This is a genomic window from Pseudomonas sp. NPDC089569 (assembly GCF_050280625.1).
Taxonomy (GTDB): domain Bacteria; phylum Pseudomonadota; class Gammaproteobacteria; order Pseudomonadales; family Pseudomonadaceae; genus Aquipseudomonas.
The window spans coordinates 89,177-102,398 of the sequence record NZ_JBNNVQ010000002.1 but is presented as its reverse complement, the minus strand read 5'-3'; the positions used below and the strand labels follow the sequence as shown (position 1 = coordinate 102,398).

General features: G+C 54.5%; 21 protein-coding genes. 16 read left to right on the top strand and 5 right to left on the bottom strand.

From position 1 onward, the window contains the following. Nucleotides 1-12 precede the first annotated feature (12 nt). Nucleotides 13-306 (bottom strand): hypothetical protein, encoded by a 294-nt coding sequence (locus ACQKP2_RS01785; protein WP_427573890.1) that lies wholly within the window; start codon nucleotides 304-306, stop codon nucleotides 13-15. A 251-nt stretch (nucleotides 307-557) separates the two neighbouring features. Between ACQKP2_RS01785 and ACQKP2_RS01780 the strand changes: the two genes are divergently transcribed. From ACQKP2_RS01780 to ACQKP2_RS01770, 3 genes are all read left to right on the top strand, one after another. Further along, complete coding sequence (locus ACQKP2_RS01780; RefSeq protein WP_427573888.1) at nucleotides 558-926, top strand: hypothetical protein; 369 nt, start codon at nucleotides 558-560, stop codon at nucleotides 924-926. 83 nt (nucleotides 927-1,009) lie between these two features. Further along, entirely contained in the window at nucleotides 1,010-1,192 is a 183-nt protein-coding gene (locus ACQKP2_RS01775) for a hypothetical protein (RefSeq protein WP_427573887.1), read from the top strand. A gap of 210 nt (nucleotides 1,193-1,402) precedes the next feature. Further along, entirely contained in the window at nucleotides 1,403-2,491 is a 1,089-nt protein-coding gene (locus tag ACQKP2_RS01770; protein WP_427573885.1) for a hypothetical protein, read from the top strand. Nucleotides 2,492-2,506: 15 nt separating this feature from the next. Here ACQKP2_RS01770 and ACQKP2_RS01765 read toward each other — a convergent pair whose 3' ends face one another. The 3 genes from ACQKP2_RS01765 to ACQKP2_RS01755 form a co-directional block, all read right to left on the bottom strand. Then, nucleotides 2,507-2,992, bottom strand: a complete 486-nt coding sequence (locus ACQKP2_RS01765) for a hypothetical protein (protein WP_427573883.1) — start codon at nucleotides 2,990-2,992, stop codon at nucleotides 2,507-2,509. 248 nt (nucleotides 2,993-3,240) lie between these two features. After that, entirely contained in the window at nucleotides 3,241-3,846 is a 606-nt protein-coding gene (locus ACQKP2_RS01760; protein WP_427573882.1) for a hypothetical protein, read from the bottom strand. A gap of 86 nt (nucleotides 3,847-3,932) precedes the next feature. Continuing rightward, nucleotides 3,933-4,142 carry a hypothetical protein gene (locus tag ACQKP2_RS01755; RefSeq protein ID WP_427573880.1) on the bottom strand — a complete coding sequence of 70 codons (210 nt, stop codon included), beginning with the start codon at nucleotides 4,140-4,142 and terminating at the stop codon, nucleotides 3,933-3,935. Nucleotides 4,143-5,083: 941 nt separating this feature from the next. On the opposite strand from ACQKP2_RS01755, the gene ACQKP2_RS01750 reads away from it, so the two are divergent. The 10 genes from ACQKP2_RS01750 (at nucleotide 5,084) to ACQKP2_RS01705 (ending at nucleotide 10,660) form a co-directional block, all read left to right on the top strand. Next, nucleotides 5,084-5,521 carry an NfeD family protein gene (locus ACQKP2_RS01750; protein ID WP_427573878.1) on the top strand — a complete coding sequence of 146 codons (438 nt, stop codon included), beginning with the start codon at nucleotides 5,084-5,086 and terminating at the stop codon, nucleotides 5,519-5,521. A 39-nt stretch (nucleotides 5,522-5,560) separates the two neighbouring features. Then, nucleotides 5,561-6,418 (top strand): SPFH domain-containing protein, encoded by an 858-nt coding sequence (locus tag ACQKP2_RS01745; protein WP_427573877.1) that lies wholly within the window; start codon nucleotides 5,561-5,563, stop codon nucleotides 6,416-6,418. Nucleotides 6,419-6,638: 220 nt separating this feature from the next. Next, entirely contained in the window at nucleotides 6,639-7,220 is a 582-nt protein-coding gene (locus ACQKP2_RS01740; protein WP_427573875.1) for a hypothetical protein, read from the top strand. Between the two features lie 192 nt (nucleotides 7,221-7,412). Further along, complete coding sequence (locus ACQKP2_RS01735; protein ID WP_427573874.1) at nucleotides 7,413-8,090, top strand: adenylosuccinate synthase; 678 nt, start codon at nucleotides 7,413-7,415, stop codon at nucleotides 8,088-8,090. 189 nt (nucleotides 8,091-8,279) lie between these two features. Beyond that, nucleotides 8,280-8,492, top strand: coding sequence for a hypothetical protein (locus ACQKP2_RS01730; RefSeq protein ID WP_427573872.1), 213 nt, complete (start codon nucleotides 8,280-8,282; stop codon nucleotides 8,490-8,492). A gap of 283 nt (nucleotides 8,493-8,775) precedes the next feature. Beyond that, complete coding sequence (locus ACQKP2_RS01725) at nucleotides 8,776-9,219, top strand: hypothetical protein (RefSeq protein WP_427573871.1); 444 nt, start codon at nucleotides 8,776-8,778, stop codon at nucleotides 9,217-9,219. Next, complete coding sequence (locus ACQKP2_RS01720; RefSeq protein WP_427573870.1) at nucleotides 9,216-9,380, top strand: hypothetical protein; 165 nt, start codon at nucleotides 9,216-9,218, stop codon at nucleotides 9,378-9,380. Before ACQKP2_RS01725 ends, ACQKP2_RS01720 begins: the two co-directional genes overlap by 4 nt. 51 nt (nucleotides 9,381-9,431) lie before the next feature. Then, on the top strand, nucleotides 9,432-9,812 hold the full coding sequence (locus ACQKP2_RS01715; protein ID WP_427573868.1) for a hypothetical protein: 381 nt from the start codon (nucleotides 9,432-9,434) through the stop codon (nucleotides 9,810-9,812). A gap of 170 nt (nucleotides 9,813-9,982) precedes the next feature. Then, complete coding sequence (locus ACQKP2_RS01710) at nucleotides 9,983-10,246, top strand: hypothetical protein (protein WP_427573867.1); 264 nt, start codon at nucleotides 9,983-9,985, stop codon at nucleotides 10,244-10,246. 30 nt (nucleotides 10,247-10,276) lie between these two features. Continuing rightward, on the top strand, nucleotides 10,277-10,660 hold the full coding sequence (locus ACQKP2_RS01705) for a hypothetical protein (protein ID WP_427573866.1): 384 nt from the start codon (nucleotides 10,277-10,279) through the stop codon (nucleotides 10,658-10,660). Between the two features lie 125 nt (nucleotides 10,661-10,785). Here the strand turns inward: ACQKP2_RS01705 and ACQKP2_RS01700 are convergent, their stop codons facing one another. Next, a complete protein-coding gene (locus ACQKP2_RS01700; protein ID WP_427573865.1) occupies nucleotides 10,786-11,409 on the bottom strand; it encodes an Arc family DNA-binding protein in 624 nt (207 codons plus the stop codon). A 275-nt stretch (nucleotides 11,410-11,684) separates the two neighbouring features. Between ACQKP2_RS01700 and ACQKP2_RS01695 the strand changes: the two genes are divergently transcribed. The 3 genes from ACQKP2_RS01695 to ACQKP2_RS01685 all read left to right on the top strand — a co-directional run bounded on the left by ACQKP2_RS01695 (nucleotide 11,685) and on the right by ACQKP2_RS01685 (nucleotide 13,218). Beyond that, a complete protein-coding gene (locus ACQKP2_RS01695) occupies nucleotides 11,685-12,065 on the top strand; it encodes a hypothetical protein (RefSeq protein ID WP_427573864.1) in 381 nt (126 codons plus the stop codon). A gap of 147 nt (nucleotides 12,066-12,212) precedes the next feature. Further along, the gene (locus ACQKP2_RS01690; protein ID WP_427573863.1) at nucleotides 12,213-12,704 is read left to right on the top strand and encodes a hypothetical protein; all 492 of its coding nucleotides are present in this window, start codon (nucleotides 12,213-12,215) and stop codon (nucleotides 12,702-12,704) included. 76 nt (nucleotides 12,705-12,780) lie between these two features. Further along, a complete protein-coding gene (locus ACQKP2_RS01685; protein ID WP_427573861.1) occupies nucleotides 12,781-13,218 on the top strand; it encodes a GntR family transcriptional regulator in 438 nt (145 codons plus the stop codon). Nucleotides 13,219-13,222: the final 4 nt, after the last annotated feature.

Genomic DNA, 13,222 nt, shown 5'->3' with positions numbered 1-13,222 from the left:
GCTGCCTACGATTTAGCTCGGGTCTTGCACTGCTTTCCACTGCTTAGCTTTAGTTAATGCTGCTTCCGTCTCTTTGGCTTCTTTACGACAATCACTCGCGATGCCCCATAAGTCTCCATGAACCAACGGGGAGCCTGCGTTAGTCATCGCCAACGCATGGGTCACCTTGATTTGATGGCAAGGTGCTTCAGAAACGAAGGCTTGAAGATCCTCAGTGGATACCGGATGGTCTTCCTTCCAGATCCCATAAGCTATGCCCCCAGCGATCAACGCCGCAGCGAGCACGCTCAGCCTGGCTCTGTTCAAAGCTTTCCCCTGTTTTCGATTTCTGCACTGCAATCAGGATAACGGCCTGGCACAAAACCCCAAAGGCAATTCCTGTCGAATTTCACACGATGAAGACTCAACGTGCGGCCTGGTACCAAATGGGATACGGCGCTTCGTCAATGACGCGTAAAGGCGAGATTATCTCGAAAATTTGCCACCCAGCATTTGAATAGCGGCATCCGGAGCAAGCGAATAAACTTCCGGTAATTGATCGGCCTTGGAGTTACCAGATGAGCAGCTTTTTACGATGGACGCTTTTATCCGCGGCGCTGTGCTGCTTTGTCGCGCTGCTGTACTTCAGGGAGTCCCCTTACTTTCCCACCCTCGGCCTGCTGACCTTCGGAATTCTTGGTATTCCAGAACTCTTGCTCATGTACCGCTCGCTGAAAGCACGATCGGTAAGGCCTGGGGCTAGCCGGTTTTTGAACCCGAACCTGGTGTGCATTTGTTTTTGTCTGCTTTTTACCCTGCTCTTGGCCGTCACCCTGTTCGCTCCGTCCCCTGTGGGTGCCTACACATTCGTCGCCTGGCTTTTGACGGTCGAAGTGCCCCTTCTGGTCCGCCGTGTAAAAGCCAACCGAAAAGTGAAAGCACGTTAACTCCTGGCCCTACGCCTGCCGGCCAAGGACATACGCAAACCAAGCCTTCGCGACAACCGCCAGCCACTGGAGAAGCATCAAGGATGGAAGAAGAGCAATTTCTTCGGTGGCTGAAGTCCAGGCACGCAAACTGTGCCCCGGGCGATCCTGAAAACATCGTCGCGGAAATGAAACGCACCGGGCGCTGCAAGTGGAAAGACAAGTCCGGCCGCGATTACAAAGCGGTATTCCAGTCGATCCACGGGCTGTTCATTGTTGAGTACTGATTCCCCCCACCCCGCAAATTCCGGACATCCACATTTAGGTAAATGTCCATTCCACGCTAATTCCCTATCAGAGTCACCCTCCGCGCCGCCGGGCAAGTGAGTGTGGCTATGGCCGTATCAGCACTGATGATTACTCACTATTTGGGTTGCCGCCGCGGGCATTGTGGAGTAGACCGAATCATTTCTGGCCCGATCGCTCAGGGGTGCAACATGGGAAACGAACCCTTTATCTTGAAGTCGGTGACCCGGGCCCGCGAGTGGGTCGATGCCTATGCCACGTCCCTGAAGATCGAAAAGGAAGAATCCTCCAGCGTGCTGGCATTGCTTTGTGGCTTTGGCTCCTGGGACGTCATGGTTTTCGCCATCGAATCAATGCCGCCGACACCCTGTGACGAGTCCATCGGTGAAGACGGGGCCAGCGAACGATTTGAGGGGTATATGCACGTTTTGGTGTGCCTGCAGAACGTCAGGCCAGCCATAGCCATGTTCATTCTTGAACGGCTCTCGCCGTCGGCGAACTATCCCTTCAAGGCTTTTACTTTGGAAGACGCCCTGGCTGAGGAAGCCAAGGCCGAGGATGACGACCTCGATGAGGAACTGATCAGCGACCTCGGCGTGCTCCCCAGCCCTTTACGGGTGTTCACCACCGCCCGTATGTGCGGACATGCCAATCAAAATGAATGGGCTAACTGCCTCGAATCCATTGGATGGTACGTGGACCCCAACAGCATTGGCGAGGACGCGAACATAGGGGAGCCCTCTTTTGAAGTTGTCGACGAGAACCTCGGCCGGATACCGGTTTACCTTGGCTCAATGACTCGGACACCTGAAACCGACGACGATCCATCGGTTCGACTCATGATGAAAGCCTGTCTTGGAGACTTCATTCAGGAATACGCTAGGGATGAAGTGCCCCACCACGTGTTCTTCATCCTGTGGCAATTCCCGCAACACAAGGAAATCAGCGGCAATGACTATTGCTGCATCGGTGTCAGATATTCTTTGGTGGATGAATCATGGAAAGACATATTAATCAGTCAGGCGTGTGACAGTCCCGGCCGGATGTTGGAGTTGAACGACAAAGTCGGGCCTATTGCTGAAATCGGCCTGAGCAAGAGCCGTGTGGAGCTGGCCGATGGCGGGAAGACCCTGGGTAGTACCTTTGCAGTCATTCTCTCAGGAAAATTTGACCCGGATGAACCGCCACATGCCTGGAACATACAGAGTGACGAGTTGGATGGCTCCGGGTGGGGCCGACTGCACCTTCCAGACTTTGAATCGGCTGATGTCGAGGACTAGGCCGAGCCAAGGCACTCATTTCACTGGCTTCAGACCTACCCCTTTCGCGTGAAGACGAGCCTTTGATTGCTCATAGGGCTCTCCGGTCGCAACTGACCGTTCGACCACATCAAGCAGGCCAAAGCCGGTTTTTGCCACCTCTGCCCGTTCCATGGATTCGAGCCTGGCCATGACCAGGCGACGGAGTGTGATGAACACCTGCAGCGTGTTTGGCATCTCACGAGCCCACTCTCCAGCCTGCTGTTCATCCTGGCACTGAAAGCCCAGTTGAACCCCGATGTTTGTCACCCAATCGGCATACACCGGGTAAAGCACACATAGGTCGCTAACCTCCAGCCCTCCCTCAAGTGTGATCACCTTGTGGACGAGCTGCTTCTGGACCAGGCACGTCTTCAACAGCATCAGGTGGGCCTCTGCCGTACTAGCTTGACCGTCGGCCTCCAGAGCACGCCTCAGAAGCTCACAGAGGTCGTTGAGGTTGAGAACTGTCGTAGCAGTCATGGAATGAGACCTGCGCTGGGATTATCCGGGGTTTGTGAGTTGTCTTGGGCCAGCCGGTGAAGTCGACCTGAAGAACGTGGAAACGTTGGCAGAGCCGATAGTGAGGTGTGCCAGCCCTATTGATGCCACCCGTGCGTGTCGGGGAAAGTCTTCAGCACCCCATAAACGGTGGCTCCAAGCACGGCCGTAGCCAGAGTGAGCACCATCGCCACAATCAACAGGCTGCGCATCATGAAACCACACTTCCGTTATTCGCTTGCGTAAGTCTTGAGCCGCCATTCGTGCTGGGCTCTTGAAACCTCAGGCAACATCACCATGTACTCCACCTGGTCCAACTGATCCGCAGTCTTGTCGAACATGTCGCTTGTATTTTGGCGACCCTTTATGAAGCGGAGAAAGATGGACTGGTCATTAGCCTTGACCACATTCTGGAAGCGGTCGTATTGCTCCAATTTCGACGCCCGCAAATCAATGCGACCCTTAGCGATTGCGCTAAGTGCAGCCGCCCGCAGTTCTGCGTCGTTTGGGTTTTTTGTGAGCCACTGATACCCGATATAGCCGCTGGTCATACCACCCACTGTGGTACTGGTTTTTGACATTGCGTCAATGACACAGGATCGAGCGCGGGCCGAATATTCATCATCAGTTGAACCCTGATCAGAGCAAGCCCACAAGCGATGCACGTCAGCTTCAGTGTCGTTCTTCTTCTGCTCGATGAACCTAACCATTTCCGGTGTCCCCAATTCGCGCATTGCAGCGCGATACGCGCTGGTGTCAATAGTGACCCAAGCGGAGAGGCCCAGAAGGACCGTAATTGCAGAAAGCCTATGAAGGGGTTTTAACGATCGTTTCATTGCCATTAATCATCCGTTGTTGCAGAAGTCCGACAGCGATGCTGGTGCAAGACAATCCGTTGCGGTGCAGAGCCTACTCACCCATCTCAGCCACAATTTTTGCCTGAACTTTCATTGGTACCCGGTGCCTGGGAAATGATCGGCTGGCATCGGCGATCCAAGAGTTCGCTCAAGTACTCGGCGTCATTGGCAGCGTCGACACAATCCCGATCTAACGCTTGCTGCAGTGACTGGCGAAGCCAGTAGCTTGTGCCGGGGGAGGAAAGCACTTTCTGAATTTCGTCGTCGATAGTCATCGTTGTCCTGATTTATCCAGCTGGAACCAAATTGGTTAGTTTGGAGGCGGTTCTGCGGCAGCGCTGCTTTCTACGCACACTGGGGCCGCCGGAACCAGGTCCTGCGGACCGGTGCCACAAGAACTGCAATACCAGCCATTCCGCTTAAACGTTTTGGTCCCGGGCACGTGAGAAAAACACCGATGCTCCATGTTTAAGGCTTTGCAGGAGGAGCAGGGAGGCACAAACACGTTGTTGTTCATGGCTGCGCTGCTCCTCTCGCCTCGAGGCAGCTTTGCGAGGTCTCCTGGCCGCGAGCAGCTGTTTTCGCAATCACACCATCCCCCACTCGAAAAACTCACATGGGATCTGTTTTGCCTTTGGGGTATAGGTGGCCACGTACTCCAACTGGTGGGCCTTTTCAAGGAACAGAGACCCGACCAAATTGCCGCCACTGAGCAGGCCTTTGTCCCCATGACAGTCACGATCACCAACGCCATAACCCATGCGTTTCAATTTACCTGCAGGGACTGCACCCAACGTGTAGGTCTCATCTCGATTCGTAATGACGAAATATGCTGGTTCCTGGACCGGTGACCCCAAAGAATCAGTGCAAGGACTAATGCTCATTGATTGCTCAATCATTATTGGTTTTAGGCGAAGCGCAGGTGCGCCGTTAAAGCGTGCGAAACGCTTCGGGCAGAACGCTATCGCAAAGAACCGGCGTCGTGTAGCCAAAATGAGGGCTAGAAATTCAAGGTGAAAATGGAAGGCAGTTCAGGTGTTGTTGGTCGCATAATTAAAAGCGCGAAATTGATTTTGCTTTTTTGAGTACGTCTTGAAAAAGAACAACTCGACGTAAGAATGACTCTTAGCGGGTATAGGCGCTGCTGTAAACAGCACGGATCAGGAGGCTCGACAATCTATGCACCCCGCACAAGCAAATAGCTAAAGGAGTAACGATGGAAATGCAATGGTGGTACTGGGTTGTTCTGGGCTTTGCCCTGGCAGCTCTGGAAATTTTCACAATGAGCTTTTTCGTACTGTGGTTCGGGATCGGAGCTGTACTCGTAGGATTGCTATGTTGGGCAAGCCCCGAACTAACCCTCGCAAACCAACTTTTAGCGTGGACTGTATTGTCGACGCTGTTAGTGGTGTTCTGGTTCAAGGTCATTAACAAACGAGGACCTGATACTCGTTGGACCGCTGAGGACGTGATCGGTCAAATTGGTTTGCTCACATCCCCAGTATCTGAATTCGTTAAAGGTCGGGTGCGGTTCCAGAAACCAATCCTCGGAAGTGAGGAATGGGTATGTGTTTCCAACTCGGAAATTCCATCAGGGGAGCGGGTACGCATCGTATCCGTTGAAGGCAACACTGTGCGTATTGAAATCGCTTAAGCCGGCTCAGCCAAAATTTACTCAAGGAAGCAAGAAAATATGTCAGGTCTAATTCTCACGGGTGTGATCGCTGCGTTTGCCATTCTTACTCTTTATCAGGGGGTTCGCATTGTTCCGCAAGGCGAAGAGTGGATCGTTCAGCGTCTTGGGCGCTACAGCAAAACGCTCAAGCCGGGACTCAACCTGTTAGTCCCGTTCATGGACGAGGTGGCTTACCGCTTGCCTACCAAAGACATCATTTTGAAAGTGGACCAGCAAGAGATCATCACCAAGGACAACGCGGTCATACTCGCAAATGCTATCTGCTTTGCAAAAGTGGTTGATCCTCAAAAAGCGTCCTACGGCGTAGAAGATTATCAAGAGGCTGTCACGACATTAACAATGACTTCGTTGCGGGCCATTGTGGGTGCAATGGACTTGGACGAGGCACTATCGAGCCGCGACAAAATCAAAGCACAACTGAGGGACGCGATGTCCGAACAGACTGAGGACTGGGGCATCACTGTCCGCTCAGTTGAGATACAAGACATCAAACCATCGGAATCGATGCAGGGTGCAATGGAGCGCCAAGCAGCCGCTGAGCGCGAAAGAAAAGCCCAGGTAATTGAGGCTGAGGGCACCAAGCAGGCGACCATTTTGGAAGCTCAGGCTCGCCAAGAATCTGCCAAACTTGACGCTGAGGCTCAGATCGCCCTGGCTGAAGCGTCAGCAAAATCGATCACGTTGGTTAAACAGGCAATGGGCGACCAATCGGTACCAGCGTTTTATCTCCTCGGTGAGCGCTACATCACTGCTATGGAGAGTCTGGCTGGTAGCGAAAACTCCAAGATCGTTCTCCTGCCGGCTGATTTGCAAGGCACGATCGGCGGCTTGCTTGGTGGAATCAAGAAAGTCTAAAAAGCTACTGCCTGCGAGCAAGCGGGTCATCACCTCTTGGTGGGGCACGAAGTAAGCGTGACCTCGACCTGCTTTTGCTCAGTACAGCATCCAAAAAGAGCTCCGAGGCCCTCTTGGTTATCGTAGGGCTAAGGGCGCATTCAGTAGTATCCCTACCTAGTGCTTCTGGCACACGTTGACCGAGCTTCTAATGGACTCATCAACTAATCAGGAGCACGACATGTCCCATGTCATCAACACCCCCGGCAACAAGTGGATTCGAGCGACCAAAGTCATCGCCGAAACTGATACCCAGGGCGACGCCACTGTCAGTGGCTTCTACCAGCGCCTGGCCACCGGCATTCGCTTCTATGGTCTGGATGGGGAACTCTTTGCCTGCCTGATCACCAACCGTCACGGCGTGTTCTTCGTAACAGCCAACGCTACGGTGAAAGGCACTTGGTTCATGCAGAGCACCACAACGCATACCGAACGCATGCTGGGCATCGAAGGACTCGGTTACCGGGCGCAAAAGGAACTTGAGCAGAAAATCGTTGATGAGCTCGACATCTACACTGCGAACACGACTCTGGCCAAACACGGAGTAACCTTCGAGCAGTTCGTAGGAATGGCTAACCAGGAACCAACTTCTGAAGACGCTCTGCAGGTCTTTTACAGGGCCGGACTTACCGCCGACCTTCAAGGGATTGAAGACGACGGCTACTTTTTGGCTACCCGTCTCGGTCGAAACATGCTTGCCGGGCAAGGCTACGACACCGTGGGCGGCAAATGGGTGAAGCTCCCTGTTGCATCCGCTGCATGAGTTACGTCACCGGCCGGCTCCGTCCCTGAGGGATGGCGTAGGCCTCCTCGCCCCCGTTGAATTTTAAACCCCTGTTTTAGCTGGAACCTGCCCCACCCAAACCTGAGAATGGGAACGCATATGCAGAGGGCCTTGACTGCGCGCGCACCGTGGTTACCCCTTGCCTCATTGATCGGCGATTTTAAGGGTGTCATGACTCATTCCGAACTTTGCGAAGTCGCCAAGAAGTGGCTTCGTCGTCCCAATAGCCAAGGCGGGCATGGCTGCCAAGTCGCCCTTTCAGAGTGCCGATCCGGCTGGGGTGGTGAAATGCCGGACAGTATTGGCTTTCGCGCAGCTACGCGCGAAACGGAGACCGTTGTGGTTGAGGTGAAAGTATCGCGCAGCGACTTTTTGGCCGACGCCAAGAAGCCACACCGGGCCGATGGCGAAGGAATGGGCCTCTATCGTTACTTCATGTGCCCCGAGGGCCTGATCCAACCCGACGAGGTGCCTGAGCGCTGGGGACTACTTTGGGTAAACGCCCGCGGCAAGGTGATCGCCAAGCGCGGCCCTGTCGCCCTTTCTCAGAACAGCGGCACGTTCCAGACTGTTGCAGCCGCCTGGCAGCACAGTCGCGATACAAATCGCGAAACGTGGCTGCTTGTTCGAGTAATGGCCCGAATTGATGATCCGGACAAGGTGAAGAATTCGATCAATACCGCCCTGCGCGAGCAGGCCCGGCTTGCCAAGATTTGCAACCAACAAGCGGATGAGATCCGGTCATTGAGAATGACCAAATCACAGGCAGCGTGGGGAAACATCCAGCCAGGCGAGCTACCGAAAGCCACTCCACGTAAGGTGCGGGTACCCACCGCGGAACAACATTAATGCACTCCAGCACACCAGCTATGCGGAAAAGCTGGCAGTTCATGGAAAGCTGGGCTGCACCGATCGGCTTGTTCTCACGCTGAATTTCTAAGGTGTATTTTGGGTGGCACCCTCCTCGATCAGCTCTGAAAATGGGCAATCAAATGCCCCTTGAGTCCATCCGCCGTGCAAACCCAGGACAAACCAGACATGTCGTCCACCGGCCACATCGCTCCTCGCGCCAGCCAGGCAGCGCTGGAACTGATACGCGCTGACCTCCTGCAATCCGGTTATACAGTCGACGACCAGACCTTAACGAGCGCTCAGCGCTTCATTAACGGTCAGCTCTCGTGGCATGAGTTTCTCTCGCAGGCAAGTTTCGACAACCTTCCGGCTGAGGCCTGGTCGGAATGGGCCAAATAATCCAGCACGCCAAGCGGCCTCAATAAGGCGGGCTGACCCGCCTGTTGCAACCCGGGGTTCGCTGGATTGACGGGATCGATTCTCTAGGTCGACTTTCAAAGCCAAAGGTAGGAAGTGACGCATTGATGCTTGTGTGTGAATTGAATGCCACAGATCGGAGATGCATCGCGGAGGACTGGAGAGTGCCTCTGCCGTTTTCCGTTCTTAATACTTCAGGTGCGAGGGTTCAGGCACGGGGTATCCGGGTAGACGATGTGCCCATGATTTTCACAGGGCATTCGCGATGAGCAACAATCACCCAATGGGTCTTTCAGACTTGGAAACTCGCAAGCTGGTCCGCAACGTCAGCGCTGCAGTGGCCAACTCTTTCTACGCCTGGTACATGTTCGAGCCTCATCTAACCCACTACACCGGCATCAGCACCCAGGACCTTCAGGGTGCGTTCATGTCTGCCGCCGTGGCCATCGCCAAAATCGCGGTCAAAAACTACGAGATATGTTCCCGCGAATCGAATGGCCCCTCGTTTGTGGCCACCTACTGCGAACAGCCGTTCCATTTCCCCAGAATGCCAGCCGACTTCATCGGGGCCCCCTTTCTCGAGCGTGTAACGCACGCCGAGTGGGCGGCGCTGGGGACAGCCTTAATAGTCCCATCATGGCTTGAACAATCGATTCAAGAATGGGCGCAAGCACAAGGCCTGAAACTCAAACCGCAGGTGGCCCTATGAAAGTCAGTATCCGTTCGATTGCAGGTTTTTATGTGAGCGGAACACTCGCGGAGCTTCACAGGCAGAAACGCATGGGCGATGCGGAGTACGACCGACTGGTTAAACAGGCCAAGAACTATCTGGCGGCGCATGGGAAACAAGATCCGTTCGCCGAAAAGTAAATGACCCACGCCCGGGACGCCGGGCACTGTCTGTACGCAAAGGAAATCCTGATGTCCCGGCCTATGAATAAACCCCGCGCCGCGCAGCCCACACCGGAATTCATTGGACTTATGGGGTCCGTGCCTGATTCCGTGATGGCTTTGATCATCGAAGCGCAACGGCTCAACGGACGCATCAATGTCACGCTTACCTTGTGCGAATTGCAACTCCTCGAAGTCGCCCGGCGGGAACTGAGCGAACGCGGTGTCTGTATTACGTTCGATGTAGACGAATCCGAGAAGGTGGAGCTTGCCGCCGGAATTTCACCAGAACAGGCCCAAGCATTCATGCTTCGCCGTAACCGTGTCGTATCCGTCGAATTTAAACCCGGTGCCCGGGGCGGTAATGAGCTAACCAAGAACATCCCCTTTTTCACTTCGCTGGGTAAGTAGTCCAGGTCCGAGCGAAGGCCGGCGATCGACTCGGCCATCGCCAGTCCTGCCTTAACCCCGCTTTGCTCCCGACCTTGGTAAACCAACTAACGGCGAAATTTTCTTAATACCTGCTTCTGGCACCGTCGGGCCAATACGAACATGGACTCATCAACTTTGGGGATAAATTCATGCGTAGATCCGCCGCCCGCAAAGCATCCCCCATCACCGTCCACACCCTTTACGCACGGCGTGAGCCGACCACCGACGCTTTTGCGCAGGCGATCGGTGTGAAGGGGAAAACGGATCTGGTTCTGTACGAAGACAAGACCTGCACCAAACCGGCATCCCGATACATGTGGTGCTACGCCCGGCCAACGAGAGCCAATAAACGTGTCATCCACAACTGCTGCCCCTACAACCTGGAATGGCTGCCAGACCTCAAAGCTGCTTGAAGCTACCTCAATCATCAGGATTTGAAATTCATGATTTATGAAAGTGAAATCATCCCCAAGGGCTCAACAGTCGAGTGGGGTTTTGTCTTCAAAGAATGCGCTGAGAGTGAGGGCGAACAATTCGTCCTGATGCTCGGCATATCGGCGGACATGAACCTGGACGAGATTGAGGCCAGCTTCAAGGCCAATGAGTGGGCGGCGAAGGCTATCTGCTCAGCCTCACTGACGTTGGTTGGGGAAAGCGCTTCTCCGGGCACCTTGCACGACAACCCTGCCTTGGCCGCGCCCGGGGAGGATCATATGCGCATCGCCAAAGCGGTGATGGACGCCTGCCAGCGGGCCGTCGACAAGTCACGGTCACTTTCGAACATCAACCTCGAAAACGTTGTCGACAGCGCGCTGCGTCAGGGATGAAAGCCCGGCATCGCGGGCTTTAATTTACTGCTGAGCGGATTGAGCCATCGCCTGCGATACGGAGACCAATGAACGAGGTGCTGAGCCTTCCAATTCCTGGAGTTCTGGAGTCAACCAGCGATGGATTAAACAGCCGCTTCCCCAGACTCAGGCGTTTCATGCGCGATTTTCCCTTTCTCAAGTTCAATCGCAGCACTGAGAAGCGCGAACTGTTGGCGCTGAATCTTGACCCAGGCCACCAGCGCTTTCAGTACCCAGGTGTTCATCGACCGCTCGTTCCGCTTCACATTATCAGGACCAATGAGCTGGGTGCCGACTGGTTGCTGGCTTTGGGGAATATCGCTGATTCGTTTCACATCCTCGCGCACCGAATCGCGCACCTCATCCGGGAATCGAACGACAAATTCGCGTGGTTGCGTGCAGACCTTAAGGTCAAAATTAGGTACACCCGCCAGAACGCGCATAGACAGCTCCTCACCGAGATTGGCAGTAAGGATGCGCTGCATTGCGCTTGACCGCTCAAAGCCCGATAGCGCCTCAAGGATCGCCGCTACCACCTCGGAGTTGATACTCCGGCCTTGATGGAGACCAATGCCCGCCATCTCCTCAAACAATTCCGAATACCCACGGACGACGAATTTGTCGGCAGTACGGCTGTCGGTTTTCTTGCGTGGTTTCGGTGGTACCCGAGACGCGCGATATGCCCGATCAAGTGCACGAAGTGCAATGGGGTTTTCAATGGGTTTCATTCAATGGGCCTTCAAACGTCAATGCAGTGCAGATTTTGAGTGGATGGTAGTTTGGTGCGGCAGCTGATCGAACAGAGCTGGCGAAGTGCCCGCATTATTCCACGGCCCGGCTGCCAGGTCGAAGTTACCTATCGGCAACCTGGCTTTTTCATGCCCCTGAAACGCATTGGCCCCCTCGAATGGGTTCAATGTGGCGAACTTATTTTGTTTCCAGGTTGTGGCACGGGAATTCACCCCTGAAGATGTACCGAAATACACCTCTGCAAGGACTCACTATGACTCGCTCTATCGACAAGATCATGGAAAATCACCGGGTAGCAGCTGAACGCCGTCGGGCCGGAAAACGGATCTGGGATTACGAAATCGATGTTAAAGCGGTGTTGCACGAAGATCCTCAGAACAAATCGAATGAGCACTGCGCCAGTGTAGCCAACCGAATCGGCGCACTGCTGCGCGAACGTCTACCTATCACCTGGCTCGCGACTGACAACGACAAAAGCGATGAAACCATCATCGAAATTGTGGAAGGGATGGAGGCACTCAAGCACGATAGCTATGAAGGCGAGAATGACATAACGCCGCTGTCCGACCTCAACGAAATGCTTGCGCAACTCTATGACTGGGCGGACACAAAACGGGTGTGGCTGGGCCTGTAAACCCGACGTCACGCTGACTAGCCAACCTAAACAAGCCCCTCCCTGCCGCGGCTTCGCGAACAGAATCGAAAAATACGACAAGGGGCTTCTCTAGCCAAAGCTTTATCGGCCGTTACATTTCAATGACGACCGCTAAGGCCAAGGCTTATGAAAAACTCAACGTGCATTGTCGTGCCATTCCCAACACAAAGCGGCACTGCAAAAGAAGACGCCTCCACGGTATTCCCGGACTTGTGCGGTAAAGGTTTGGAAGTAACTCCAGCGTTGAAACAGACGATGGCAATAGCTTTTTCGGGGTTTGGGATCAACGTCGACGCGGTTAAGACGCACAGCCAATTGTTCCAGGCCGGGCATCACTCATTGCGCAATCCAAAATTGTTCATTCCTTCTGTGGATTTCGTCCGTAGTGAGGCAACCAGGTTAAATGCATTGGCGCGACTGTTGAGTGAGGTGCAGCACTCCCTCACCAAAGATCGGAGTGGAATGCCGGCGCGACTACGGACTGAGGCCCTGCGTGATATTGCAGACGGGAAACCGATCAGCCCTGAGCGTTACTCGAGACTGATCCGGCTGAGCCGGTTTGACGTCATATCCAACCCTGACAACAACGCCTCTGCTGACACATCGAAGAGCCAGTGAAAGGAACGATCTCGCGCCCTGTTCAGATACAACGCTCCCCCGCCCTCACTCATTCACCAATACGTCCGGAACAGATATGCCCGCTAAACGCCCACTACATGACCTGCTCACGGCTGAACCACTCTTCCCCTCCCAGGCTCGCGAAGCCATCGAGCGACGCCTTCGGAATGCAATTCTGGATGGGACGCTGATACCAGGGACGGTAGTTCGGCAGCAGGACGTCGCAGATCTGTTTAGCGTGAGCCGGATGCCCGCTCGGGAGGCGATGAGACAGCTCGAAGCCCAAGGACTACTTGTCGGCACACGTCATCGAGGCGTGATGGTGGGCACCCTGGCAATTCAAGGTGCAACCCCCACCGCGCTCTCAAAATCTGAACTGCTAGCAATCCTGGACCAGTACCCAGAAGACGCAACATTCCACTTCGCAGCTTCGGGCCCCAAGGTTGAGTTCGTCGCACGTCCTAACTCGCCGGCCCCACTCCTACACCAACCACCCGCAGAAACGGCACACTGACCCC